General features: G+C 60.1%; 24 protein-coding genes, 1 tRNA gene and 1 pseudogene. 13 read left to right on the top strand and 13 right to left on the bottom strand.

Features of this window, described 5'->3' with window-relative positions; all coding sequences use genetic code 11:
• Window positions 1-110: 110 nt before the first annotated feature.
• Both HNQ36_RS14300 and rsmD read left to right on the top strand, forming a co-directional pair.
• Window positions 111-2,291: a pseudouridine synthase gene (locus tag HNQ36_RS14300; protein WP_184086173.1), complete on the top strand. Its 2,181-nt coding sequence runs from the start codon at window positions 111-113 to the stop codon at window positions 2,289-2,291.
• An 8-nt stretch (window positions 2,292-2,299) separates the two neighbouring features.
• Window positions 2,300-2,860, top strand: a complete 561-nt coding sequence (gene rsmD / locus HNQ36_RS14295) for a 16S rRNA (guanine(966)-N(2))-methyltransferase RsmD (RefSeq protein ID WP_184086171.1) — start codon at window positions 2,300-2,302, stop codon at window positions 2,858-2,860.
• A 421-nt stretch (window positions 2,861-3,281) separates the two neighbouring features.
• On the opposite strand, the gene mutL is transcribed toward rsmD, so the two are convergent.
• Window positions 3,282-5,099, bottom strand: coding sequence for a DNA mismatch repair endonuclease MutL (gene mutL, locus HNQ36_RS14290; RefSeq protein WP_184086169.1), 1,818 nt, complete (start codon window positions 5,097-5,099; stop codon window positions 3,282-3,284).
• Between the two features lie 28 nt (window positions 5,100-5,127).
• On the opposite strand from mutL, the gene HNQ36_RS14285 reads away from it, so the two are divergent.
• A complete protein-coding gene (locus HNQ36_RS14285) occupies window positions 5,128-5,385 on the top strand; it encodes a hypothetical protein (RefSeq protein WP_184086167.1) in 258 nt (85 codons plus the stop codon).
• A 24-nt stretch (window positions 5,386-5,409) separates the two neighbouring features.
• Complete coding sequence (locus HNQ36_RS14280; protein WP_184086165.1) at window positions 5,410-5,721, top strand: hypothetical protein; 312 nt, start codon at window positions 5,410-5,412, stop codon at window positions 5,719-5,721.
• An 81-nt stretch (window positions 5,722-5,802) separates the two neighbouring features.
• Here HNQ36_RS14280 and arfB read toward each other — a convergent pair whose 3' ends face one another.
• Together arfB and HNQ36_RS14270 are read right to left on the bottom strand one after the other, a co-directional pair.
• Window positions 5,803-6,222 carry an alternative ribosome rescue aminoacyl-tRNA hydrolase ArfB gene (gene arfB, locus HNQ36_RS14275; RefSeq protein ID WP_184086163.1) on the bottom strand — a complete coding sequence of 140 codons (420 nt, stop codon included), beginning with the start codon at window positions 6,220-6,222 and terminating at the stop codon, window positions 5,803-5,805.
• A gap of 61 nt (window positions 6,223-6,283) precedes the next feature.
• The gene (locus HNQ36_RS14270; RefSeq protein ID WP_184086161.1) at window positions 6,284-7,039 is read right to left on the bottom strand and encodes a sulfite exporter TauE/SafE family protein; all 756 of its coding nucleotides are present in this window, start codon (window positions 7,037-7,039) and stop codon (window positions 6,284-6,286) included.
• Between the two features lie 107 nt (window positions 7,040-7,146).
• Between HNQ36_RS14270 and HNQ36_RS14265 the strand changes: the two are divergent.
• Window positions 7,147-8,039 (top strand): annotated as a pseudogene (locus tag HNQ36_RS14265) (LysR substrate-binding domain-containing protein).
• A gap of 18 nt (window positions 8,040-8,057) precedes the next feature.
• Here HNQ36_RS14265 and hisN read toward each other — a convergent pair.
• Window positions 8,058-8,840, bottom strand: a complete 783-nt coding sequence (hisN, locus tag HNQ36_RS14260; RefSeq protein ID WP_184086159.1) for a histidinol-phosphatase — start codon at window positions 8,838-8,840, stop codon at window positions 8,058-8,060.
• A gap of 565 nt (window positions 8,841-9,405) precedes the next feature.
• Window positions 9,406-10,293 (bottom strand): N-formylglutamate amidohydrolase, encoded by an 888-nt coding sequence (locus tag HNQ36_RS14255; protein WP_046827696.1) that lies wholly within the window; start codon window positions 10,291-10,293, stop codon window positions 9,406-9,408.
• A gap of 226 nt (window positions 10,294-10,519) precedes the next feature.
• On the opposite strand from HNQ36_RS14255, the gene cpdR reads away from it, so the two are divergent.
• Together cpdR and HNQ36_RS14245 are read left to right on the top strand one after the other, a co-directional pair.
• Window positions 10,520-10,882, top strand: a complete 363-nt coding sequence (cpdR, locus tag HNQ36_RS14250) for a cell cycle two-component system response regulator CpdR (protein ID WP_002713397.1) — start codon at window positions 10,520-10,522, stop codon at window positions 10,880-10,882.
• Window positions 10,883-10,988: 106 nt separating this feature from the next.
• Window positions 10,989-11,063, top strand: a tRNA-Val gene (locus HNQ36_RS14245).
• A 258-nt stretch (window positions 11,064-11,321) separates the two neighbouring features.
• Here HNQ36_RS14245 and HNQ36_RS14240 read toward each other — a convergent pair.
• The 4 genes from HNQ36_RS14240 to HNQ36_RS14225 form a co-directional block, all read right to left on the bottom strand.
• Window positions 11,322-12,926, bottom strand: a complete 1,605-nt coding sequence (locus HNQ36_RS14240) for a recombinase family protein (protein WP_184086157.1) — start codon at window positions 12,924-12,926, stop codon at window positions 11,322-11,324.
• Window positions 12,923-13,432, bottom strand: coding sequence for a DUF2924 domain-containing protein (locus HNQ36_RS14235; protein WP_184086155.1), 510 nt, complete (start codon window positions 13,430-13,432; stop codon window positions 12,923-12,925). The genes HNQ36_RS14240 and HNQ36_RS14235 overlap by 4 nt, the downstream gene beginning before the upstream one ends.
• 4 nt (window positions 13,433-13,436) lie before the next feature.
• Window positions 13,437-13,910, bottom strand: coding sequence for a DUF3489 domain-containing protein (locus HNQ36_RS14230; RefSeq protein ID WP_184086153.1), 474 nt, complete (start codon window positions 13,908-13,910; stop codon window positions 13,437-13,439).
• A 103-nt stretch (window positions 13,911-14,013) separates the two neighbouring features.
• Complete coding sequence (locus HNQ36_RS14225) at window positions 14,014-14,244, bottom strand: hypothetical protein (RefSeq protein WP_184086151.1); 231 nt, start codon at window positions 14,242-14,244, stop codon at window positions 14,014-14,016.
• A gap of 656 nt (window positions 14,245-14,900) precedes the next feature.
• Here HNQ36_RS14225 and HNQ36_RS14220 point away from each other — a divergent pair.
• From HNQ36_RS14220 to HNQ36_RS14205, 4 genes are all read left to right on the top strand, one after another.
• Window positions 14,901-15,377, top strand: a complete 477-nt coding sequence (locus tag HNQ36_RS14220; protein WP_184086149.1) for a ParB N-terminal domain-containing protein — start codon at window positions 14,901-14,903, stop codon at window positions 15,375-15,377.
• 10 nt (window positions 15,378-15,387) lie between these two features.
• A complete protein-coding gene (locus HNQ36_RS14215; protein ID WP_184086147.1) occupies window positions 15,388-16,839 on the top strand; it encodes a DNA modification methylase in 1,452 nt (483 codons plus the stop codon).
• Window positions 16,832-17,206: a DUF5681 domain-containing protein gene (locus HNQ36_RS14210; RefSeq protein WP_184086145.1), complete on the top strand. Its 375-nt coding sequence runs from the start codon at window positions 16,832-16,834 to the stop codon at window positions 17,204-17,206. The genes HNQ36_RS14215 and HNQ36_RS14210 overlap by 8 nt, the downstream gene beginning before the upstream one ends.
• 64 nt (window positions 17,207-17,270) lie before the next feature.
• The gene (locus HNQ36_RS14205; protein ID WP_184086143.1) at window positions 17,271-18,773 is read left to right on the top strand and encodes a phage terminase large subunit family protein; all 1,503 of its coding nucleotides are present in this window, start codon (window positions 17,271-17,273) and stop codon (window positions 18,771-18,773) included.
• Between the two features lie 62 nt (window positions 18,774-18,835).
• Here the strand turns inward: HNQ36_RS14205 and HNQ36_RS14200 are convergent, their stop codons facing one another.
• From HNQ36_RS14200 to HNQ36_RS14185, 4 genes are all read right to left on the bottom strand, one after another.
• Window positions 18,836-19,225, bottom strand: a complete 390-nt coding sequence (locus HNQ36_RS14200; protein WP_184086141.1) for a hypothetical protein — start codon at window positions 19,223-19,225, stop codon at window positions 18,836-18,838.
• Between the two features lie 107 nt (window positions 19,226-19,332).
• Window positions 19,333-20,061, bottom strand: a complete 729-nt coding sequence (locus HNQ36_RS14195) for a recombinase family protein (protein ID WP_184086139.1) — start codon at window positions 20,059-20,061, stop codon at window positions 19,333-19,335.
• 135 nt (window positions 20,062-20,196) lie between these two features.
• A complete protein-coding gene (locus tag HNQ36_RS14190) occupies window positions 20,197-21,180 on the bottom strand; it encodes a hypothetical protein (protein WP_184086137.1) in 984 nt (327 codons plus the stop codon).
• The gene (locus HNQ36_RS14185; RefSeq protein ID WP_184086135.1) at window positions 21,177-22,424 is read right to left on the bottom strand and encodes an MBL fold metallo-hydrolase; all 1,248 of its coding nucleotides are present in this window, start codon (window positions 22,422-22,424) and stop codon (window positions 21,177-21,179) included. The genes HNQ36_RS14190 and HNQ36_RS14185 overlap by 4 nt, the downstream gene beginning before the upstream one ends.
• A 72-nt stretch (window positions 22,425-22,496) precedes the next feature.
• Between HNQ36_RS14185 and HNQ36_RS14180 the strand changes: the two genes are divergently transcribed.
• Together HNQ36_RS14180 and HNQ36_RS14175 are read left to right on the top strand one after the other, a co-directional pair.
• Entirely contained in the window at window positions 22,497-22,757 is a 261-nt protein-coding gene (locus tag HNQ36_RS14180; protein ID WP_184086132.1) for a helix-turn-helix domain-containing protein, read from the top strand.
• An 854-nt stretch (window positions 22,758-23,611) separates the two neighbouring features.
• Window positions 23,612-23,929: a 2Fe-2S iron-sulfur cluster-binding protein gene (locus HNQ36_RS14175; protein WP_184086130.1), complete on the top strand. Its 318-nt coding sequence runs from the start codon at window positions 23,612-23,614 to the stop codon at window positions 23,927-23,929.
• The last annotated feature ends 27 nt before the right edge of the window (window positions 23,930-23,956 follow it).

Genomic DNA, 23,956 nt, shown 5'->3' with positions numbered 1-23,956 from the left:
GAACCGGTTTTGCGCGAAAATGCGCCCTGATTTAAAAGGGCGCGTGCCGCCAGCCAATTTCACGTTGTGCGACAGTCCCATATTCCGCCCAACGTCCTGAGAGATCATTCATGCCCCGCGACAACGATAAAAACAACGGCCGTCCGCCGCGCCGTGAAGGCGGAGCCGGTGGAGGCTTCAAGGCCGGTGGCAGAGGCCGTCCGGGCGGAGGCTCGCGCAGCGGAGGAAGCTCGCGCGACGAGCGCCCCGCTCGATCGGCCGGCCCGCGCGGTGGTGACAAGAAGTTTGGTGACCGCAAATTTGGTGACAAGCGGCCGTCCGGCGACAAGCGCCCTTATGCGTCGAAGCCGTACGCCGGCAAGCGCGACGATTTCCGGAAGGACGGACCGGATCGTGGCCCGCGCAAGGAATTCGGTTCGCGGGATCGCGGCGACGCACGTTCATTCAAGCCACGCGAGGATCGTGGCGAAGGTCGTCCGTTCAAGCCACGTGGAGATCGTCCCGAAGGACGCTCGTTCAAACCGCGCGAGGATCGTGGCGAGGGACGTTCATTCAAGCCGCGTGGAGATCGTCCTGAAGGACGTTCGTTCAAACCGCGCGAGGATCGCGGTGAGGGACGTTCGTTCAAGCCACATGGAGACCGTCCCGAAGGGCGTTCGTTCAAGCCCCGTGAGGATCGTGGTGAAGGCCGTTCCTTCAAGCCGCGTGAGCGCGACGACCGCGCGCCCCGCAGCGCGGGCGCCGGGCGTTTCCAGGACAAGAAGTTCGGCGAGAAGCGGGCTTATACGCCGCGTGGCGAGGGGAGCGATGCACGTCCGGCCCGCTTCAATCGGGACGACCGCCTGCAGCGCGATGAGCGCCCGCGGTTCAACCGCGATGACCGGCCCGGGCGTGGTGCGCCGGACCGCGGACCGCGCAAGGATTTCAGCCGCGGTGAAGACCGCGGTGGCGACAAGCCCTGGCAGAAGCGCGGACTGTCACGCGACGCTGAGAGCCGTCCGCCACGCCGCGAAGGCGGCGGTTTCGATAAGCCCCGGTTCGACCGTGGCGACCGTGATCGCGATTCCAGCGAGCGTCCGCGTTTTTCGCGTCCCCGCTTCGACAAGCCACGTGATGATCGCGCGCCGCGTGGCCGCAGTGACTGGCAGGAACATCCGCGCAGTGAAACCGGTGATCGCCCTCGCCGCGACAACGAGGACGACAGCAAGGTCTTTGCCAAGCGGCCAGCATTTGGCGGGCGCGGCGAATATCGCGAACGCAAGCCCGATTTCGACAAGCGTGCGCCGCGTGCCGCGCCGGAGAAGAAGAAATCCGGCGAACGCATCGCCAAGATCGTCGCGCGTGCGGGTCTGTGCTCGCGCCGCGATGCCGAGGAATGGATCGTGCAGGGCCGCGTTGCGGTGAATGGCCGCGTCATCAACTCGCCGGCACTCGATGTCACCGCCAATGATGTGGTCACCATCGACGGCAAGCCGTTGCCGGAGCGTGAGCGCACGCGGCTGTTTCTGTATCACAAGCCGCGCGGCCTGATGACGACCCATGACGATCCCGAGGGCCGTCCCACGGTGTTCGACAACCTGCCGGAAGGTCTGCCGCGCCTTATCAGCATCGGCCGGCTCGATTTCAACACCGAAGGCCTGCTGCTGCTCACCAATGACGGCGGGCTGGCCCGTGCACTGGAATTGCCGGACACCGGCTGGCTGCGGCGTTATCGCGTCCGCGCCCACGGCGAAGTCACCCAGGGCCAGCTCGATCAGCTCAAGAACGGTGTTGAGGTTGATGGCGTCAAATACGGATCGATCGACGCCACGCTGGAACGCGACAAGGCGGCCAACGTCTGGATCGTGTTTGCGATCCGCGAAGGCAAGAACCGCGAAGTCCGCAACGTCATGGCGCATCTCGGCCTCGAGGTGAATCGGCTGATCCGCATTTCCTACGGCCCGTTCCAACTCGGCGAGATCGAGGAAGGCCAGGTCGAGGAGATCAAGTCGCGGGTGCTGCGCGAGCAGCTCGGCGACAAGATTGTCACGATGTCCGGCGCGCAGTTCGACAAGCCGGTAAACGACGCGTCCCGCGGCGAACAGCCGAGTGGCGGTCCGAAGCCCAAGCCAAAGCGCAGCGTGACTGAGGATCGGAAGGGCCGTCGCGTGCTTGTGATGCGTACAGGCAGCGAGAATACGCGTGCGCGCAACGAGGAAGAAGCCAACGGCTACGGCTCGCCGCGCCGCCCGACGCGCGGCTACAAAGGCAAGCGCGATCTGAAGCCCAAAGACGACACCACGGAAGACTGAGCACATCCATGCGCGTCGTCGGTGGTCGTCTGAGAGGCCGCAACATCGCCTCGCCCGCGTCGAATGACATTCGTCCGACGCAGGACCGCCTGCGCGAGTCGCTGTTCAATATCCTGATGCATGCCTACGACAACCCGATCGACGGCGCGCGGGTGCTCGACCTGTTCGCGGGCACTGGTGCGCTGGGCATCGAAGCCGTGTCGCGCGGCGCAGCGTTCACATTGTTCGTGGATAACGGCGCGGAGGCGCGGGCGCTGTTGCGCAACAATGTAGAGGCGCTGGGGCTCGGCGGCGTCACCAAGGTCTATCGCCGCGACGCTACCAATCTTGGCCCGGCCTATCCGGTCGAGCCGTTCTCGCTGGTCTTTCTAGATCCGCCCTATAAGCGCGGACTTGCCGACAAGGCGCTCGCGTCGTTGCGCGACGGCAAATGGCTGACGCCGGAAGCGCTGGTGGTTGTCGAGGAATCGAAGGAGGCGGGGTTTGTGACGCCCGAAGGCTTCGAGGAACTTGAGCGACGCGCCTATGACGACACGGAGTTCGTTTTTTTGCGGGGCGCTGCTAGTTGATATGCGGAGAAATAGTCAAGAAAGCGCCGCCTCACTCCGCTCTCTCACCAAGTGAGTCAGTCAATTTTGTCGTCGGAAGGCGCAAATGTATCGAATAAGTCCGGTGTTTCGTTATCTCGTCTTCGACTGAGCTTTTCACCTCGATCAAAGCAAGGATGTTTGACCCGCCCCAGACCGTTCGCTCCTTCGAAATGTGCCCAGCCACCGCGTTTCATCTGAACGCTCACAACTAGTGCTCCGCAATCTGGGCAACGATGACGATAAGCGGGCGCCCTTTGCTTACTTTCTTCCGATCTCAGTTCCCAAGTAGCAGGAATGATAGCGGTGCGTCCCGACCTTAAACGTCGCGGGTGAGAGCGGCGTCGTCTCCAATGACTTCCCATTTTATCGCCTCAAGCGACTATAATGCTCCAGCGAAGATTTATCTTCGCCCGAACAGCTTCTCGATGTCCGCGAGCTTCAGTTCGACATAAGTTGGGCGGCCGTGGTTGCACTGGCCGGAATTCGGGGTCACTTCCATCTCGCGCAGCAGCGCGTTCATCTCCTCGGGCTTGAGGATGCGGCCGGCACGCACCGAGCCGTGACAGGCCATGGTGGCTGCAACGTGCATCAGCCGTCGTTCAAGCGGCAACGCCTCGTCCCATTCGGCCATGTGCTCGGCGAGATCGCGCAACAATGACGCCGCATCGGCCTTGCCGAGTAGCGACGGCGTCTCGCGTACTGCAACGGCACCGGGTCCGAAGGACTCGATGCTGAGCCCAAATTTCTCCAGTTCATCCGCGCGCGCGACCAGCCTCTCGACGGTGGCCTCGTCCATCTCGACGATCTCGGGGATCAGCAGGATCTGCCGCTGCACGCCGTTTCGTTCGAGAGACGCCTTGAGCCGCTCATAGACGATGCGCTCATGGGCGGCGTGTTGATCGACCACCACGAGGCCATCGCGGGTCTGCGACACGATATAGGTTTCGTGAATCTGCGTGCGTGCCGCGCCGAGCGGGCGGTCAATCAGATCGCTCAAAGGTGCCTGTTCGTAGCGCACGTCGGCGGTGGGCGTGCCGGTGTCGAACGCGGCCTGTGCGGCTTCGGCAAACGTACTGGACGAAAACGCATTCGCATACGCTGGCGCGGCGGGGGCCGCGGGAAAATTCGGCGAGCGCCGCCAGTCCCATCCGCCGCGCGGAATGCTGCTGCCGGGGCGGAACGCCATGATCGCGGTGCCGTCGGAATTCGCCGCCGTGCGTTTGCCCTCGCGGGCGAGACCGTCCTTCAGCGCGTGCACGATCAGCGCCCGCACCAGACCGGCATTGCGGAAGCGCACCTCGGTCTTCGCCGGATGCACGTTGGCGTCGACCTCCTGGGTGTCGAGAGTCACGAACAGCGCCACAACCGGATGCCGGTCGCGCGGCAGATAGTCCGCATAAGCCGCACGCACCGCGCCGAGAATGAGCTTGTCGCGTACCGGACGGCCATTGACGAACAGGTATTGTCCCAGCGCATTGGCGCGGGTCAGCGACGGGGCGGCCGCAAAGCCTTCGACACTCACGCCGTCGCGTTCGGCGCGCACCTCGATGGCGCTGGCGCGAAAGTCCGCGCCCAGAATGTCGCCGAGCCGCGTCAGTCGCCCCGGAGCACCGGGCAGCGCCGCCGCCCATGTCACAGGCGCGCGTTCTTCGCCCGACAGCGAGAACGCAATGTCAGGCCGGGCCATCGCGAGACGGCGCACCACTTCGCGCACCGCTTCGGCCTCGGTGCGGTCGGTCTTGAGAAACTTCAATCGCGCCGGTGTGGCATAGAATAGATCGCTGACCTCGACGCGCGTTCCGGCGGTCAATGCCGCCGGCACAATGTCGGACTTCGCTCCGGCATCGACACTCAACGTCCATGCATGAGGTTCGCTGGCGTGCCGCGTGGCAATGGTGAGTTTTGACACCGCGCCGATCGACGGCAGCGCTTCACCGCGAAAGCCCAGCGTGCGGATGCGCAGCAGGTCTTCATCGTCGAGTTTCGATGTGGCGTGACGATCGACCGACAGCGCGAGATCGTCGTGGGTCATGCCCGCGCCATCGTCGGTGATGGCGATGCGCCGGCGTCCGCCACCTTCGGTGAAAACATCGACACGTGACGCGCCCGCGTCGATGGCGTTTTCCACCAGTTCCTTCACCGCGCTTGCAGGCCGCTCCACCACTTCGCCGGCGGCGATGCGGTTGACGATCTGAATGGGAAGCTGGCGGACGGGCATAAATGTTCCTGGCGCGACTCGATACGGCGTGGACGCATTTTACCGGGTCGGATGCATCAAAGGGAACCTCAACCGCGTTGATTTGTCCGGCTTTCACCGCTGCGCACAGGGCCAATCAACCGCCGAATATGCGGTCGTGATGTGGCGGAATATCCCCGAAATGACCTCGAAATCTCTGAACAATGGTCACACGACGCAGTTTGCATGCACTCGCGCCGTTCGTGAGAGATATCTCGGCGAACTGATCCGGCAGATGCGGGCGGCGCACGAATCGAAACCGGACTGAACGCCGCCATTGAAGGAGAAGTGGATGAAGGTCGTAAAAACTGCAGCGCTCGTACTCGCAACCTCGGCAATGCTGACCGGTGCCGTGCTGGCGCAAGGCGCCTCGTCTGACACGCGGGTTCGCGGCGGTGCGCAGGGCGGTGTTACCGGCCCTGCCGGTGTGACCGGCGGGGCCAATACCGGAGCCGGCGTTGATTCACATGTCGGAGGTTCGGGTGCGCATGTCGGAGCCGGCGCGCAGACTGGCGCGAAGGGAACTGTCGGATCGGGCGCCGGTGGAGCCGTCAACGGGGCGACCGGCGCGGCCGGCGGTGCTGCGGGCGGCCTCAAACGCTAAAGAACTCGAAAGCTTTAATCTTCGCAAAACAAGAACTCCGGTCGCGTCCGCGGCCGGAGTTTTCAATGGATGCGACGGCAATCAATCGTCGAAGCTGCGCGTATTGCGCTTTGCCTTGACGTCGCTGCGGCGTTTCTTGCCGTCGAGACGGCGTATCTTGGAGCCCAGCGTAGGCTTGGTGGCGCGGCGCGGCTTCGGGCGCACCGAGGCCTCGCGCAGAAGGTCCAGCAGCCGGTCGATGGCGTCGGCCCGGTTGCGCTCCTGGGTGCGAAAGCGCTGGGCGTGAATGACGATCACGCCGTCCTTGGTCATGCGCTGGCCCGCGAGTGTTGTCAGCCGCATCATGGTATCGGGTGCAAGCGCCACGCGGCTGACGTCGAAGCGCAGCTGTGCCGCGGTCGAGAGCTTGTTGACGTTCTGCCCGCCCGGCCCGGAGGCGCGGACGAAGGCGATGTCGAGGTCTTTCTCGTCGATCGTGATGTCGCGGGTGACTCGGATCATACAGAACGCCTAGCACGATCCGGATACGTCGGCACCGGTTTTCCGGAACGAGAGGAAAAGCCTAGGCGTAAATCTTCGCCAGCATGTCACCCGCGAGATAGATGCCGAGCAGCAGCATGGCGATCAGAAACCAGCGGCGGAACGTGTCCGCATCCATCCGCGAGCGCAGAAGCTGACCGAGATACATGCCTGAAAAGGCCGCGACCATCGCGACAAGACCGGGAACGGCGACCGTTGCATTCAGCAATCCCGCGCTGGTGAGGTTGAATGCCAGTGCCACAGTCGCCGTGGTGAAGAACACACCGAGCGCCTGGACCAGCTCGTCCTTTTCCATCCCGATGGCCTGCATGAAGGGCATCGATGGAATCACCTGCACGCCGGTCGCGGCCGAGATGACACCCGTGACCAGTCCGACGATGCCGCCGACCCATTTCTCGTTCCGGCGGGCGACGCTGAAGCGGACTTTGGACAGGCCGATGATCGCGTAAATCACCAGCAGCACACCGAGAATGATGGTGCCATAACGCGCATAGGGGCCGGTCATCAGTCCCGCGCCGAGCCAGATGCCGATCATCGTCGCGATCATCAGCGGCCACAGCCTGCGCACGATGTCGCGCAGATAGGGGCCGACGAAGGTTTGCCAGATGTTGGTGACGATAGCGGGCACGATCACAATGGCGAGGGCGTGTGCCGGCGGCATCCGCGTCGCAAGAAGGCCCATGGCCACAGTCGGCAGGCCGAGACCGATGGTGCCCTTGACGAAGCCCGCAAGGAGAAACACGGCGGCAATGGTGACGATGAGAATCGGATCTGACATTGAGCTGGGCATGGCACGCACATTGACCGGCAGCGGCATACTGCACAATCTGGAGAATACGGAGTTAGCCTTCGGGTTTGGCGAAGGCCGTGTAAAGGGCCCTGGCCATGCATTTTGATCTGGTGGATATGCGGCTGTTCGTGGCGGTCGCCGAAGCGCGCAGCATCACCCACGGCGCGGAACGATCGGCGCTGGCGCTGGCGTCGGCCAGCGCGCGCATCAAGAGCATGGAAGCGGCGCTGGGCGTGCCGCTGCTCGAGCGGCAACGGCGCGGCGTCCGGCTCACGGCGGCGGGTGAAAGCCTGCTCGATCATGCCCGCGTCGTGCTGCATCAGGTGGCGGCGATGCAGGGCGAACTCACTGCCTACGCGCGAGGCCTGAAGGCGCGCATTCACATGCTCGCCAACACGTCCGGCGCGAGCGAACACCTGCCGAAGGCGCTGGCGTCGTTTCTCGCGAAATATCCCGCGATCAGCGTCGACGTCGAGGAACGCGAGAGCGCGGAGATCGCCACGGCGGTGGCGTCCGGCGCGGCCGATATCGGTCTCGCTGTCGAGGCCATGCTGCCCGAGAGGCTCCACCGCTTTCCGTTCTGCGACGATCGGCTGGTGCTAGTCGCGCCGCCGGGTGACGAGATCACGCAGCGGCGGCAGACGAATTTCCGCGATGTCGCGGCGCGCGATTTCATCGGTCTCACCGAAGCCAGCGCGCTGCAAAATCATATCGCGATGCAGGCCGCTAAACTGGGAGTTCGCCTGCGGATACGGGCGCGGCTCAGAGGCTTCGATGCGACCTGCCAGATGGTGGAGGCGGGCGTCGGTCTTGCGATCATTCCGGATGCGGCCGCGCGGCGCTACAGCCGGCCATGCGGATCAGGATGGTCCGCATGGCCGATCCATGGACCAGCCGCAGGCTGGCGATCTGCATGCGCAGCCGACAGTCATTGCCCCGGCCGGTGCAGCAGCTGGCGGATCATCTGAAGGCGTTTGCGAAGGTGTAGTGCCGAGGGCTGAACGCCTTATGTATTCAGCAGCTTCAATGCCTCGTCGTGTAGCCGCTTGTCGCCGGCTGCGACGATACGGCCGCCGGACTGCGCGGGCTTGCCGTCCCAGGTGGTGATGATGCCGCCGGCGCCGGTGACGATCGGGATCAAGGCGGCAACGTCATACGATTTCAGCTCGGTTTCGATGATGAGATCGAGATGACCTGCGGCGAGCATGCAGTAAGCGTAGCAATCGCCGCCGTAGCGCGACAGCCGCACGCCGGCTTCGACGCGCTCGAACCGGGCGCGGTCCGGCGCATTCATCAAACGGGGGCTTGTGGTGAACAGCGTGGCCTCCGCAAGCGTCGCGCAGCGCCGCACCGACAGTTTGCGCTTGCCGGACGGCCCTTCATAGCGCGCGGAGCCGCCGTCGCCGCTGAAGCGCTCGCCGATGTAAGGCTGATGCATCATGCCGAACACCGGCGCGCCGTTGTGCATCAGCGCGATCAGCGTCCCCCAGATCGGCAGGCCGGCGATGAAGGACTTGGTGCCATCGATCGGATCGAGCACCCAGACATACTCCGCATCGGCCCGCTCCGATCCGAACTCCTCGCCGACGATACCGTGCAAGGGAAAGCTGTCCTTGATCATCCGGCGCATCACGGCCTCGGCGGCGCGGTCGGCTTCGGTAACCGGATCGAGGTCGCGACCCACGTTCTTGTTCTCGACGCTCAGCGAGGTGCGAAAGAAGGGAAGGATGGTGTCGCCTGAGGCGGTCGCCAGTCGTCCGATAAAAGCGGTGAAGTCGATAACCGTCACGGGGATTCCTTTGAAGCGACTGCGAGTGGGGTGGACTGTAAATGCGAACTGGTGACGGCCCTAATAAGAGTCCGGGCGACGGCGGCAAGCATCGAAAATTTGACCCACGTACCACTAATCCAAATGTTCATTCCTTACTTCCTGATTCCAAAGCGAAGGTCGAAATGAAAGGCTCTCGAGCCAAATATGGTAATATAGATTCATTTTATGGGCGCGATTCCAAGCTTTTTTGGCGGTTTGGAGAGGGCTATATTTCGATTAAGCATTTGTATTTAAAAGGGTATTTCCTCAGAAATCCCGATTTCGGTCGCAAGCCTGTTATGCGTTCAGAGCATGACAAAATCTTTAAAAATACTTGCCCTGAGTGCGCTGCGATTGCATATTGTTGCGGTGCGATAACGCCTCGCGTTATTGCTGCCCTCCTTGGGCGTTTCCTCCCTAGACTTGGGCCACTTGCTTTCGCGAGTGGCCCTTTTTTCTGTCCGGCGATGGGGAAGCAAACGCCGGCATTGATTCATCATGCACAGGAGAAATTTCGCGCGCTGAAAGAGGCGCGGGAAGATGCCTATTCAGCCGCGGCCTGGAATGGCCCGAGACTGTCGAGCGGGATCGCGGCCAGTGCCTCGGCGAGCACGATGAAATCATCAGCCACCTTGCGGAATTGCGGGCCACGCTCGCGCCGCCGCTCGTCCATGTAAATCGCGCGGTTGAGTTCGAGCTGAATCGTATGCAGTCCGCTGGCCGGGTTGCCGTAGTGTTCGGTGATAAAGCCGCCTGCGTAAGGCTTGTTGCGGCCGACCGAATAACCCTGTGCCGTCAGCGTTTCCTCGACGACATCGGGCAACAGGCTTGCGCAGCTCGTGCCGTAACGGTCGCCGATCACCACGTCGGGACGCTTCGGCTCGTCACGCGACACGCCGACCGACGGCATCGAGTGGCAATCGACCAGGACGACCGTGCCGAAAGCCTGATGCGCCTTGTTGATGAGGCGGCGCAGCGCACGGTGATAAGGCTTGTAGAGCGCCTCGATCCGGTTCAGCGCGTCCTCGACATCGAGTCGCTCGAAATAGATCTCCTGGCCGTCGCCGACCACGCGCGGGATCGTCCCGAGGCCGCCCGCGACCCGCATCGAGCGGGTATTCGCGAAACTCGGGAGCCGGCCCGCGAACATGCGCGGATCGAGCTCATAAGGCTCGCGATTGACGTCCACATAAGAGCGCGGAAAATTCACCCGGACCATGGGAAATCCGCGGCCGGTGAGGTCCGCGATGATTTCGTCCATGAACGAATCTTCCGAACGGCGCAGCGCAGCCTCATCGATGCGGGACGCGGCCAGAAACTCGCGCGGATAGACCGATCCTGAATGCGGGGAATTGAAAATGATCGGCGCGCGCCAGACCGGCGGCTCGATAATTTCGAATGGAGGCGACAACTCGTCCTCGAACTGGGTCATTGCCACCTCTCTTCGCCATTCGCACCCGCGGCGTTATTTGCGCCGCTGCTGAAATGCCTGACCGGACAACACATTTTCGCCGGAAAAGCGGGTGTTTTGTGCAACATCATTGTCCGCAAACCTGACCGATCTGCCAATAGGAACTTGGCCTTCACCCGAAATTTACTACCGTGCGGGCAAATAGAGGGCAGGGGACTTTCTCCATTCACGGGACTACACCAAGACCATGCAGCACAAAATTCTCCTTGCCGAAGACGACAACGACATGCGCCGCTTTCTGGTCAAGGCGCTGGAGAATGCCGGCTTTCAGGTGTCGTCCTACGACAACGGCTTGTCAGCCTATCAGAGGCTGCGCGAAGAGCCTTTTGAAATGCTTCTAACCGACATCGTGATGCCCGAGATGGACGGCATCGAGCTGGCGCGCCGCGCGTCGGAGCTGGATCCCGATATCAAGATCATGTTCATCACCGGCTTTGCCGCCGTGGCGCTGAATTCCGACTCCGAGGCGCCGAAAAACGCCAAGGTGCTCTCCAAGCCCGTGCATCTGCGCGAATTGGTCAGCGAAGTGAACAAGATGCTGGCGGCCTGAGGCGGCGGTCGATTGGGGGCAATTTGCCCCGAAAACACGGTTTCCCGTCCTTGCCTGCGGCGATCCAAGCCGATATAGGGACGCATCCCGGCACAAGTGGTCTTAAGGGCGCGTAGCTCAGCGGGAGAGCACCTCGTTGACATCGAGGGGGTCACAGGTTCGATCCCTGTCGCGCCCACCACCCAGTTTCCCCCGAACCGCACTCTTTCGGTTCGACTGCAAAGAGGCTGTTTTAGCGGGGATTTCCGCTGTTCTCATCTCGCATTTTCGGTCTCTGCGGGTGATTGCGGTCTCTGGGGGCGATTTTGGGCGTCCGGTCTCTGCATCCGAAAATTCCGTTCCTGGTGGCTCGAGATGGAGCGGGCAGAACGGCCGATTTCAGCACAGGAGTGACCGTGTGCATTCCAATCTGGAGACAGTTTATGGGGAGTGCCGGGAGTTATCGCGGGTTGAGTCCAAGGGCCTCGAACTGTCGGGTCCACTCGGCGGGAGCATCGCGGAGCCGCTCGACACCAATGCCACGTGGCAGCCGGCCTTCGACTGCGGCTTTAACGAGAGCGGGCGCAAGGAAGGCCAGCGAGATCGTCATATTAACCTGACGAACGCTGCACTTTTCGCGGGCGGCAATTTCTTCGACCGCCTTGATCTCACCTGACACAACCTCGTTTAGCCAGCGCCGGCCGCGAGCGATGGCAGCCACAAGGCGCGTGCGCCGTTCGGTGCGGATCGGCCGGACGTCAGCTCTCGATTTATTGTGCGGTAGCAGGATCTCTTTGAATTTTCGAGATGGCGGCTTCTCCCAAGCGATGGTTAGGCTCTCGTCGTCGCCATCTGGATGCTGCGATTTCAGGGTGAGGATCAGCCGATCAGTGTGCACATCGATGCGCGCAACATGCTCCAAGATGGAGTTACGGTCGGCCCTTTGTGCCGGGTCGGAACGAGGCTTCTCGTTTTGCGCAATGAGATGTTCATTCAGTGCGTTGGTGACGGCGTCCTCGACCTGAGTTGCAGCAATACGAGAGACCGATCCAACTAACGCAATTTTTGACTGCCCATACAAATGAGGCGACGAGACGTAGTAGCGATACCGAATGCCGGCTTTGGTCGCGTGGGTAGGGATCATGCGGTGGCCGGAACCATCGTATAGCAATCCCGTTAGCAAATAGTCCGACTTGTTGCGCTGGATGGTGCGATGAGATCGTTGGCTCGTCAGTTTCTGCTGAACCGCTTCAAACAACTCTCGTTCCACAATTGCGGGCTGCTCGCCCGATAGAATCTCATTCTTGTATGTGACCTCACCGATATAAAATCTGTTGCGCAAAAGATAACAGAGTGAGCCCCGGCCGAAGGGAATTCCCCCACGCGTTTGGCCTGTTGCAAGCAGCTTCGACTTTGTGAAGATCTTTTGATCACTGAGGTTCCGCATCAGCGCGTGCACGCCGCCGAGTTCAAGGTATCGTTGGAAGATCGTCCTGACCCGGTCGGCCTCCTCCTCGACGACCGCGATCTTGCCGTCGTTCATCGCATATCCCAAGGGGAGGGGGCCGCCGACCCATATGCCTTTACGTTTTGAGGCTGCGATTTTGTCGCGAATTCGCTCAGATGTGACTTCTCGTTCGAACTGGGCAAACGACAACAGCACGTTCAACGTCAGCCGACCCATGGAGGTCGTCGTATTGAACTGCTGGGTGACCGAGACGAACGATACGCCGTGTGCATCAAACAGTTCCACGAGCTTGGCGAAGTCGGCCAGCGATCGTGTCAACCGATCGACCTTATAGACAACGATGACGTCAATCTTCCGATCACGGATGTCGTCCAGCAGCCGTTGCAGGTCAGGACGGTCGGTTGACCCACCGGAGTACCCGCCATCGTCATACCGCGACCGGATCAGCGTCCAGCCGGCATGAGCCTGACTCTGTATATATGACGACGCTGCATCGTATTGGGCATCCAGCGAGTTGAACTCCTGATCGAGTCCATTGTCGGTCGAGACTCGCGTATAGATGGCGCAACGTACAGCCTTGATTGAGGTCGTCTTCACGATCGTGCCTCAGTCACCGATTCTTCCTTGTCTCTGAGGCCGAAGAAGCGAGGACCGTTCCATCTGGTGCCGGTAATTGCGAAGGCAATCTTGGTGAGACTGTCATAAGTTTTGCCATTCCACGCGAACCCATCCGCCGTCACCATCACTCGTTGCGACTTCCGATCCCATTCCCGCACCAATACTGTTCCGGGCGTAAGTTCAGTCCGTTTCTGATCGGAGCTTGCCAAACGCGCGGATAGCTCAATCCGTGATTCCTTGACTGTGGTCCGGTCCAGAATTTTTCTCGTCTCGTGATCAAGATCGCTGAGGCGGTCGGCCTGGATCTGATAGGCGAGAATCCTAAACAACAGATGTCGCGGCAAATGATCAGGGGCGGGTCTTTGAAACACGCTTTGCCATCGCATGCGGAGGCCCTTGAAGCCGAGACCGCGCAGATGCGCGGTCTCGTCCTCAATGGAAACTTTGACTGTGTTACGACCGTTTCCGTTTTTCCTATCGCCCATCGCATCAGGCCGCCTGTTTCGGCCTGTCGACCGCAACAGGAGAGGCCTTGCGATCCCTGATGCGATAAACCCGTCCCTTATCGCTTTCTTCGGAAACAAGATTGAGACCGAGCTTCTTCTTGACGACGCCTGCGAAGAAGCCGCGTACCGAGTGTTGCTGCCAGCTGGTCGCCTTCATGATGGCGGTAATGGTCGTGCCTTTTGGCTGGCACAGCATCGTGAGCACGGTAGCTTGCTTTGAAGACTCACGTGCGGGCTTTGCCACTGGAGCTTGGGCGGGAGGCACTTTGGATGGCTTCGAATGTGGAACAGTTTCGAAGGAACGTGCGGAGGACTGTTCAGTGACGCCTTGAACGCGTGAGCGTGCTGCCTTGGCTAAACGAGTCGTGTTCACTTTCGATGGTTGTCGTGCCTTGGCGGCGGGTTTACGCGCTACACCTCCTTTGCGGGCGGGATCTTTGGCTTTTTGGATGTTCATGGGATCTCCTGTGGGTCAACGGCAACATCGGGTGCTGCCACTGACCCGGCCCGCCGATCTCAATGCGAGGGCGGGGGAGGTCCCAGTTAGGGAAAGATAGTGATTATGTGGTTTCAGCAAACAGGTTGCGTTTGATCGTCAGCGCTGCCTTGAACAGGTCCCGTGCCTCATGCACCAGACCTTCAAAGTCCATCAGGATCTGCACGGCACGATCCACGCTGCCATCGCGCGCGCAGCTCTCGGCAGCTTTCGCGATACTTAGAGTTTCTTCCAGCTTGCCGCGGATTTCCGTTACGAGTGCGGCGACCACGTTATTTGCGGCGACATCGGTCATCAGGGTGCTCCTTTTTTGCGTACCACCACACACGCTCCGTTCGCCGCTGAAGTCGAGCGGATTGTGAGTAATCTTGTGGCTTTGTTGGCCGGTAACGGAGCATCCTGTGATCCTGGTTTTCAAGGAATTTCGCCGAGCTGCGCACGCGGAAATCACAGTGCAATTCGGGGGCGACATGGGTGCTTTTAACCGCTTGGTCGGCGTGGCCAGATACTAGGTGAATAACGCATTGCAACGGGGCTGGCTTATTGAGGTACCATCGGCGCGTGTTTCTAATAGGAACTATTTTCTCGGATTTGGCTTAGGTTAGGGCCGTGGATACGTCCGGGGCTTTCGTCCCGCGAGGTTGATGTGCGCTTTTTGCGTCATAGTGGCATTAACAAGGGGCTCACCCGTCTCCTGATGCCAATTTTATAAGTAGAGTCAGCTATATAGCGATCTACAAAGTCTCTTTTTGGCTGCCGCATAGCCCAATCCTGACAATTCGCGATTTTTGGCAAACGCTCGGGACCATGGCCGTATCTGTTACGGACGTTATGGAGACGCATTAGCGCAGCTCACCATCTCGGGCAGCGCAGGCAGATATCTCTCAAGGCGTGCAATTCGAGCTGTATGCACGTCGTCCGCCGGTGCTCCAAGGTCTAAGGAGCCCCAAAATGGTTCAAAAATTGAATACGAAGGTCATCCCTTTTTCCCGCATCCAAGTGTCCCCTTCGCGTTTGCGTCGCAAGAATGTCGCGGCGCTGCGTGAGGCGATGCAAGTGATCCGCAAATATGGTCAGCCGCGCCCGCTGATCGTCGGTCCGGACTATCAGCTTCTTTCCGACACGACTTCTTATCTGGCACTCAAAGCGTCGAACTATGAGTTTGTGAAGACGCTTAAGCTGACGACGCCTTCGCCGGCGGCCGTTCGTGCTGTCGGCCGCCTGCTGGTTTGCTTTGAGGTCATCAATCGCCAAGCGGAAGTCTTCAATGAGGCGCTGGCATCTCTCGACCGCATCGCGGAGCTTGATGTCCAATATCTTGTGCTCGAACTGCTGCCGGTCATGATTACCGGTACTGGTGAGCTGTCGCATTGCGTTTCGCCGGCCTTGGTTTCGGACGCGGGCGACCGCACCCCGCTCGAAATCTAATGGGTGCGACATGACCCATAAAAACTCTCTCGAGATTGTCTATCTCAAGGCGACGGCTATCAAGCCGTCGCCCCATGCTGCGCGCCAGCACAGCAGCGCGCAGCGTCGCAAGCTGAAGGCCATTCTGCGGCAGTTTGGTCAAGTTGTGCCGCTTCCGTTGGACGCGGCGACCGGCACGCTGATTGATGGCCATGCCGTGTTCGATGCTCTGGTCGAACTCGGTCACGACGAGATCGCCGTGGTGCAGTTGGAAAACCGCTCTGAGCCGGAGGTTCGTGCCCTCCGGCTTGCCCTGAATCGCGTCGCCCAGGACGCTGTCTGGGATAACGCCAAGCTGCGCGGCGAGTTCGAATACCTGATCAGCGTTGGTTTCGACCTTGATCTCGGCGGCTTTGAAGCGGTGGAGATCGATATGGCCTTGTCGATCGATACGCCGGCCGCCAACACCGTTGAGGAAGAAGCGCTCGATGACCTTGCGCCGATGGCTGGTCCGTCGGCCGCAAAGCCTGGCGATGTTTTCCGCCTCGGTGATCACCTGATCGGTTGTGGCGATGCCCGCGATACGGCTTTCATCCGTGACCTTGTAGGCACCAATACAGTCGCCTGCGTGTTCAGCGATCCGCCTTACAACGTGCCGATCGATGGCTTCGTGTCTGGTCTCGGCAAGACGCGTCATCGTGAGTTCGCTATGGGTACCGGCGAGATGTCGCGCGACCAGTTCGTGGCGTTCCTGAGCACGACGGTGGCCGCAATTAAGCCCGTTCTTGCCGACGGCGCGATTCTTTTTCTCTGCATGGATTGGAGGCATGGCAGTGAATTGTGCGAGGCTGCGGCGCAAAACCATCTCGAACAAAAGAATCTTTGTGTCTGGACGAAGAGCAATGCGGGCATGGGAAGTTTTTATCGCAGCCAGCACGAGCTGATTTACGTGTTCAAGCATGGCGAGGGACCGCATCAGAACAATTTCGGTCTTGGCGCCAGTGGCCGCTCCCGCTCGAACGTCTGGCAGTATCGCGGCGTCAATGCCTTCGGCAAGGACCGCATGGACCTCCTTGGTATTCATCCGACCGTGAAGCCGGTCGCGATGATCGCCGACGCATTGCGTGACGTCACCCGTCGCGGTGATCTCGTGCTCGACGTCTTCCTGGGCTCGGGGTCGACGTTGATTGCGGCCGAAGAAACCGGCCGCGTCTGCATCGGCGTCGAGCTTGATCCGGTCTATGTCGATGCCGCCATCCGGCGCTGGCAAAAGCGAACCGGCAAGAATGCGGTTCATGCCGCCACCGGCGAGACCTTTGACGCGATCGCGGAACGCGTCGTGTCGCCGGTGACAACGATGGACGTGGCTGTCGCCGAGCTGCCTGCTGGCGCGGCCGCCACCGGCGCCTTGGTCGCCGCAGACCTGCCCATCGCTTCCACCAACGTGACAGAGGCTAGCGTGACGGAGGCCGGCGATGTCTGAGCAGGAGGATGATAAGGTCGGCTACCGCAAGCCGCCCGCCGGAACCCGTTTCAAGCCCGGACAGTCCGGCAACCCGAACGGCCGCCCCAAGGGCAGCGTCAATCTGAAGACGGATCTGCGCAGTGAGCTTTCGGAAAAGATCCGGATTCGGGAGGGCGAGCGCAGCCTCAAGGTCTCCAAGCAGCGCGCCATGCTGAAGGCGCTTGTCGCCAAAGCACTGAAGGGCGACGCTCGCGCGGCCAACGTTGTCTTGACGCTGGTCGGTCGGTTGTTCGAGGCTGAAGCTGTGGCAGAGCAGGTGCCGGCGCTGACATCCGACGACCAAGCGATCCTCGAGCGCTTTCTCGCGCGGCGTCTGGCCGAATAGGAAATGCGGATCATTTCGGCCGGCGCCGATCGGCGCCGGCCGCTCGTTTCTGAAAGTAGGACCTATGCGTTCTGATCTTCAAATCTTTCGTGCGGTCATGAAGAACGACCTTCAGGCGTTTCTGGAGGGCGCCTTTCCGGTCGTTGATAACCGCTGGGCGCTCGAGGTCGCGCCCTATCTGGAATATTTGGTCAACGAACTGACGGGGGTTGCTGAAGGCCGTGACACCCGGCTCATTATCAATCTGCCGCCACGTCACCTGAAGTCCGTGTTGACGTCCATCGTGTTCGTTGCTTGGCTTCTCGGTCGCAATCCGAAGCTGCGCATTGCGGTGATTTCTCATAGCCAGGCCTTGGCCTCAGATCTGGCATCCAAAACGCTGCAGCTGATCAACTCGGATTTCTACCAGCGGGTTTTTCCGAGCTTTCAACTCCGTGACAACGGCCGCAAGGCCATGGACTTTGTCACCGTCGAGGGCGGTGGCCGCTATGCGGCCTCGTTCGAGACCGGCATCACGGGCCGTGGTTTCGACATCATCATTATCGATGACCCGATCTCGGCCCATCACGTCAAGTCGGAAAAGGAACGCCAGAACGTCAACGAAAACTTTGACGCGATGATCGCGTCGCGCCTCGACGACCAAATCAGAGGCGCCATGATCGTGGTCGGCCAGCGTATGCATGAGGATGATCTGTCCGGCAGTCTGCTTCAGAAGGGCGGCTGGAAGCACGTCTGCCTGGCTCTGGTGGCCGAGGAAGACGCGGTTTATTCCTTCGGCAACTCGACCTGGGATCGAAAGACCGGCGAGCCGCTGCTGACAAATCAGTGGCCTGCCGAGGTCATCAAGCGGAAGCGGGAAGAGGTTGGCGAGTCGATCTTTGCTGCCCAGTATCAGCAGAACCCGTCAGCGGCACTAGGTGAGCTGATCCGGCCGGGCCAGATCAAGCATTTTGATGACCTGCCGCCGGACGCGCGGCGGATTACGCTGAGCTGGGACACGGCCGTCAAAACCGGATCGGACAATAGCTACACGGTGTGTCTCGTGATCGCCCGCGATATCCGGCGTCACTATGTCATCGACGTGCTGCGCTCACGTCTCGACCCCGTTCAGATGCGCGATGCCGCTCTCGAACTGATTACGGCCTACAAGCCGGCAAAAATCCTGATTGAGGATGCCAGCTCAGGAAGCGGCCTTTACAGCATGCTGTTCGAGCGTGGTCATCATGCCGAACTTCGCCCGACCGGTGGACGCGGCAAGGAAGAGCGGCTTGAGAGCCAACTCCACGTTTTCGCGCAACACCGGGTTCTGATCAAAAAGAATCAACCCTGGACGGTTGAACTCGAAAGTGAGCTGATGCGTTTCCCATTCGGAAAGCACAACGATCAGGTGGACGCGCTGACGCAGTATCTCGCCTGGGTCGCTGAAAGTCCCATGGCCAACCCTGTGGTGATGGGCACCGGCGGGATGGATGCGCGTATCGAGCGCGCGCTTTCTCGGCGACTTTGGCCCCTCGCAAAGGGCGACAATCCACTCCGTCCACGCGGCAAACCCCTTCGCCGGCGGTAGTGACGATCGGAGGATGCGACCGGAAGGTCTCCATACGGACGTCGAAGGCCTCCTGATTGCCGTCAGAACGGCAGCATGGGTGCCTCGAGGTAGACTTGCCTTTTTTCGACGTCGGCCCAGGACATGTTGAAGTACACCGGCTTCCGCCCAAGGTTCGTAAAGACGTCGGCGACGCAAACGCGGTGACGGACTTCGTTGTTATCGTCGAGCAGGTCCTTCCCAACGACTCCTATTTCGCCGATCTTGAGCAACTTCAGGCCGAGCGCAGCTTGAGGCGCATTCTTGAAGGCATCCTGCAGCATGTCGCGGGTGGTGTTGCTGTTGCATTCGGGAATGCTGGCTGGGCCACCATAGCCGCCTGTTGCAAGGCGTAGCGTGGCGATGACACCTCCGAACAGAGTTGCGAACGCAATACTGGTCATAAGGTTCGATTTTGAAAACGACATTGTCATGGGTGGCTCTTTCTCTGTGGGAGTTTCGAAACGATCAGGTGATGGGCATGAGGCATCGTTCGCCGCCGCCGTTGAAAGGCGTGCGTCGAGGCGTCGAAGAGTGAGTATTATTTTTTCAGGTTGAGGTAGGCCGATGACAAGGGCGCAGCGCCGAGGAGTGCCGTCAGTCGCTGCGCCTGTTCGTACTGATCAATCAACGTGATCTCGAAGGCGGTGACAAAATCGCTGTCGAACATCGGATTGTAGCGATCAATCACAGCGGCGCAGCGCGCATCCAGCCGGTCGAGCGAAAATGCGGTCGGTGTCGTCGATAAGGGCTGTTCGGAGGCAGAGCCAGTCTCGTCAGCGATGGTCGGATTTGGTGTTATGAATTTCGAAGTCAGGCCGATCGTCCTGACCGTGATGGTACGAATGGCCGCATCTGTGCCATTGCACAGATAGACCGGCATGGTCTTCGGGCTGCGGAAGTCCGGAAAATACAGAGTGAGGCTGGCCGGCGCTTTCTCAGGTGCCGGGGTGACATAGCCGCGCTCCCGCGATGGCTCCGGCGCGAACGCTACCGGAATGCTTGAAATCCGCGGCGAAAACTCCGACCCGCTGCCGATGGCCTCGGTACGCGCGATCAGCAGGGTGGCGCCGGACTGTTTGCTGTCCTCCATGGCTTGCCGCAATTGCGGGCGCGCGAAGCCGTCAGTCTCGGGCTCAATGTATTCAGCCTGGACAGCTGCCTGATGGGCTTCGATCCAGGTTTTGACGGCCTCACGTTGTTCTTGCAGTGCAATATCAGAGTATGCGGGTTCACTCGATCGGATGCGGTAATAGGCAATAACCTTCATGTAGAATCCCAGATTAAAGGCACGGACAGCCCGTGCCCCTTAGATTCAAATGAGGCCCCGAGGAATTGCGGGGTTTTGCAAAGAAAGACCGAGTGTCTCCCGAAAGCCGCATTTCAGGGCGCGGGCACTGCGACATCAGAAGAATTCACCCGCCGACCGGGTGCTTCCGATCGCTTTGATTTTAAGAGCTGGCTGGTGCTCCCGCAGGCGCTTGGCGTCTCGTTCCCAGCGCCCATCGCGCTGATCGCCATCGAAACCGAACACAATCAGCCGGGGATCAGGATCAATCTCGGCCTTGACTTGGCCTGAGGCGATGGCGGCGATCAGGGGATCAGGTTCGAGTGGCAATCTGCTTGAGGGAAGGGCAGTGCGGGCCGCAGTTTGCATGGTGTGGAGACGGACCAGCGCCTGACAGACAGCGACGTAGCGCTGTCGCAGTGTTGCATCATGCTGTCTGAGCGTTGCCTGGTAACGCACGATCTGAGCCAAAACGGCAGGCTCACCTTTGGCCCTCAAGGCCGGATTGCTGAAATGCTTGGCCTCATGGAAAACGATGAACGGCTTGCCGCCGCGGTTCTCTACGGTGACGACATCCAGCCGGTCCTGAGACCGATCAATCGGCGGGGCGTCCGCTGAATGGGCATCAGTGTCTGCCAGACTTTCGTCTATGGAAGAGTTTGCCCGCAGCAGCGACAGTTCGACGTCGATCACTTTTGAACTGCCGACGATCAGCGGATGCAATCCGCTCTTTTCAGCTCCAGCAAGATCGGTGGCCGAGCGGATCATGTCGGAGAGTGTCGATGGGCCAGCGTATTGCGACCAACCGATATCGGATGGTTGAAAGTGTCCATCGTGATGAAGCTGAGCCAGCACCTGCTGCTGACGGATCAGGTATTTAGTATGGGTCCAGGGAATAAGTCGGCCGTTTCCGCCATCGTCGATCCGGAAGATCGAGGCACCCCGGTGGTAGACATTGAGTGAGTTTGCTCGCACCGCAATGAACACGTCGTCCCGTAGCAAAACGTCGCGCCACCACGATGGCTTCTGAGCGAGATTGTCGAGCGCATCGAGGAACGCCTTACTCACACCGTAGCTTGAGGACGTCTGCTGAATGGTCATGTTGCAACGTCCCACCATTCGCCATCATTCTTGAGACTGACAGCCTGGAAATGCGCTGGAAACTGCTCCGGCTCATAGGTATGGATCGGCACCAGCATCTTCGGCTGGATCGCCTCCGCCAATCGCTTCAGATCGGGGATGCTGGCGTGGCCGGAGGTATGGGCGTGATCGAGCGGGATGCCTCGTGCTTCGAGCTCGGCGAGGAGGGCGAGGCCGCGCTCCTGTTTGAGATAGCCGTCCCATTGCGACCAGATGGCGCGTGCGCCGGACAGGCAGCCGGCATGATCGAGATCGCGCAGCATAGCCGGTCGAAAGAGCATCGCCGCCCGAGGAGCCAGGTCCTCAAGTCGCTCCACGAAAACGCGGTTGGTCTTGTGAGGATCGAGCAGGTCAAAGCGGCCGCCGCGCTTGATCTGGATGCGCTGATACTGCGGGACGTACACCGCAATATGTGGCCAGTCCGATTGAGGGATACTGGCGTTCTCCGTCGCGCGAAGAATCTCGGCGGCATAGAGATCGATGATCAGCGTTCTGCCGGTGCGCTTGCAGGCCCGATACAGGCTGACCATGCGATCGATGTTTTGCGCCGAGGCTGCGACCAGCGCTAGGCCGTCCGTTGCCTCAAACAGGTCAACGAAGCGCTGTTCAACTTCGGCCTCGGCCGGAAAGACGTGATCAGAGCTGAGGCGGCCAAAACTCGATCCTTCCATCAGCATCACGTCGATGGATCGTGGAGGATGGGTCACAAGGCGCTCGAACAGTGCAGCTTTGCGGCCGTGCGCCCGGATATCGCCAGAATAGAACAGGCGCTTGCCGTCAGCTTCCACCTCAAGGGCGTAAGCATCATAGGCGGAATGATCGACCAGATGTGGCGTTACCCGGAACGGGCCGAACTGCAGCGCCGTGCCACTTGAGAACTCGATTGGTCTTACCGGCACGTATGGCTTGGGCACGAACGGGGCTGCGGCCTTCAGAATGCGGTGGGTTGCAGCGCCCAGCGCAACCGGCAGATCAGCGCCCGCGAGGTGGGCCAGCCCCCAATGATCGACATGACCATGGGACAGAACCAGAGCCAGCAAATCCCCGCCGCCTGCAAGTCCGTCTACTGACGGATGGACGCTGACCTCGTCCGCATCGCCGTTCAGAGGCAGTCCTAAATCCAGCAGAATTCGGCCACCCTCGGCGGCCAGTTCGATGCAGGTCCCGCCAATTTCCTTAGTCCCGCGATGAATGCGAATGCGCACAACTGCCCCAAATCAGTAATAGGGACATTATAGTGCGTGTTTTAATGGGCCGCCAAGTCGTTTGTTTCGCTTATGAAAGCGACAGCGCTCGTGGCCTGGAATGTCCGAAAACTGCGGGTTAAGCGCGGCCTGTCGCAGGAAGCGCTGGCGGTCGATGCCGGTGTGGACAGGTCGTACGTCGGGCGAATTGAGCGTGGGGTCGAGAATCCTACCGCCGAGACATTAGAGAGATTGGCCGCGGCCTTGGACGTCCCTGTCGCTGACCTTCTGATTGTCCCAAAAGCAAACGAAAAGCCGCCGGCTACGCTTCGGAAGGGGCGGAAGAAGCGATAGGTCGGCTTTGTTCTACGATAATAAAGTTCTGCTTGAACCCACCGCCGCATCTTCGGAATTGCTGATGCATTCACAGCAGCTCTGTCGAGTTGCCGCGTCCTACCGACGAGGCTTAGGTAATAGTGGGAATGCAGATAAGGGTTGCGTAAAAGAAGAAATCGACTCGCGGACCGCGCACTAGGCGCTTGCCTTGCCCGAGACGAGTACCTCGTGAATGAGGGGCTCCTAGCGCAAAGGCGATCTGCTGATCACTGAACTTCGACTTCTTCATCGGCCAGGCTCCCTTCGATATTAGACTAACCGGAAAACTCTCATTCAGATCGGTCCAAACTTCTCAATGCAGACCACTTCGATCAATGGGCATTCGTGATCGACCGACGTCGCGGCGTTCACCTGGCAAAACGCATTTGCTGAACGACTGATCGGTTCCATCCGACGGGAGTGTCTTGACCATGTGGGTGTGTTCGGCGAGCGCATCTCCGTCATGTGCTGCTGTCGTATATGAATTACTATAATGAAACGCGCACGCACCTTTCCTTAGATAAGGATACGCCGGTATCGCGCGCCGTCAATCGCGCCGGGCGCATTCTTTGTCGCTCAATCCTCGGCGGACTGCATCACCAATATGTTCGGAGTTGATTTACGACAGGCACAGGAAGGAGCCGTGGAAAGTATTGGCGCGCGATGTGTCGAGCGCTCGTCACCCCTGCCGTCAACGAAGATTCTCGCAGGGCATAACCGTGCCGCTGTAGGTAAGGGACGCTCAAGTTGATCCAGATTTGTTTATTATTGACATACTTATAATTTTTTACTAATATACATTATTAGGCAAGGCAGCAAGCGAAGGGAATCTCATGTCGAAATTGGTCTTCATATTGCCTGACGGTACAACGCAGACGGTAGCCGCCGTCCCTGACGCAAGTGCAATGAGGCATGCTGTCGATAACGGGGTTCCTCTCGATGCGGATTGCGGCGGCGAATGCATGTGCGCCACCTGTCATGTCCACGTTGATCCGAGATGGTTCAGCAAGCTTGAGCCAGCCGAAGAACAGGAAATCGATATGTTGGGTATCGTAGATGACCCGAGCCCAACTTCACGCCTGTCGTGCCGAATCCGAATGACCGAAAGGCTTGACGGTCTTGTACTGCATCTGCCTCCGACGCACCGCTGACCGCGCCGTCCGACGTCAACTGACGGG

The sequence above is a fragment of the Afipia massiliensis genome, from assembly GCF_014203115.1.
GTDB classification, from domain to species: Bacteria; Pseudomonadota; Alphaproteobacteria; order Rhizobiales; family Xanthobacteraceae; genus Afipia; species Afipia massiliensis.
Note: the sequence above shows the minus strand (reverse complement) of the source record. Positions and strands in the feature narration are given on the sequence as shown.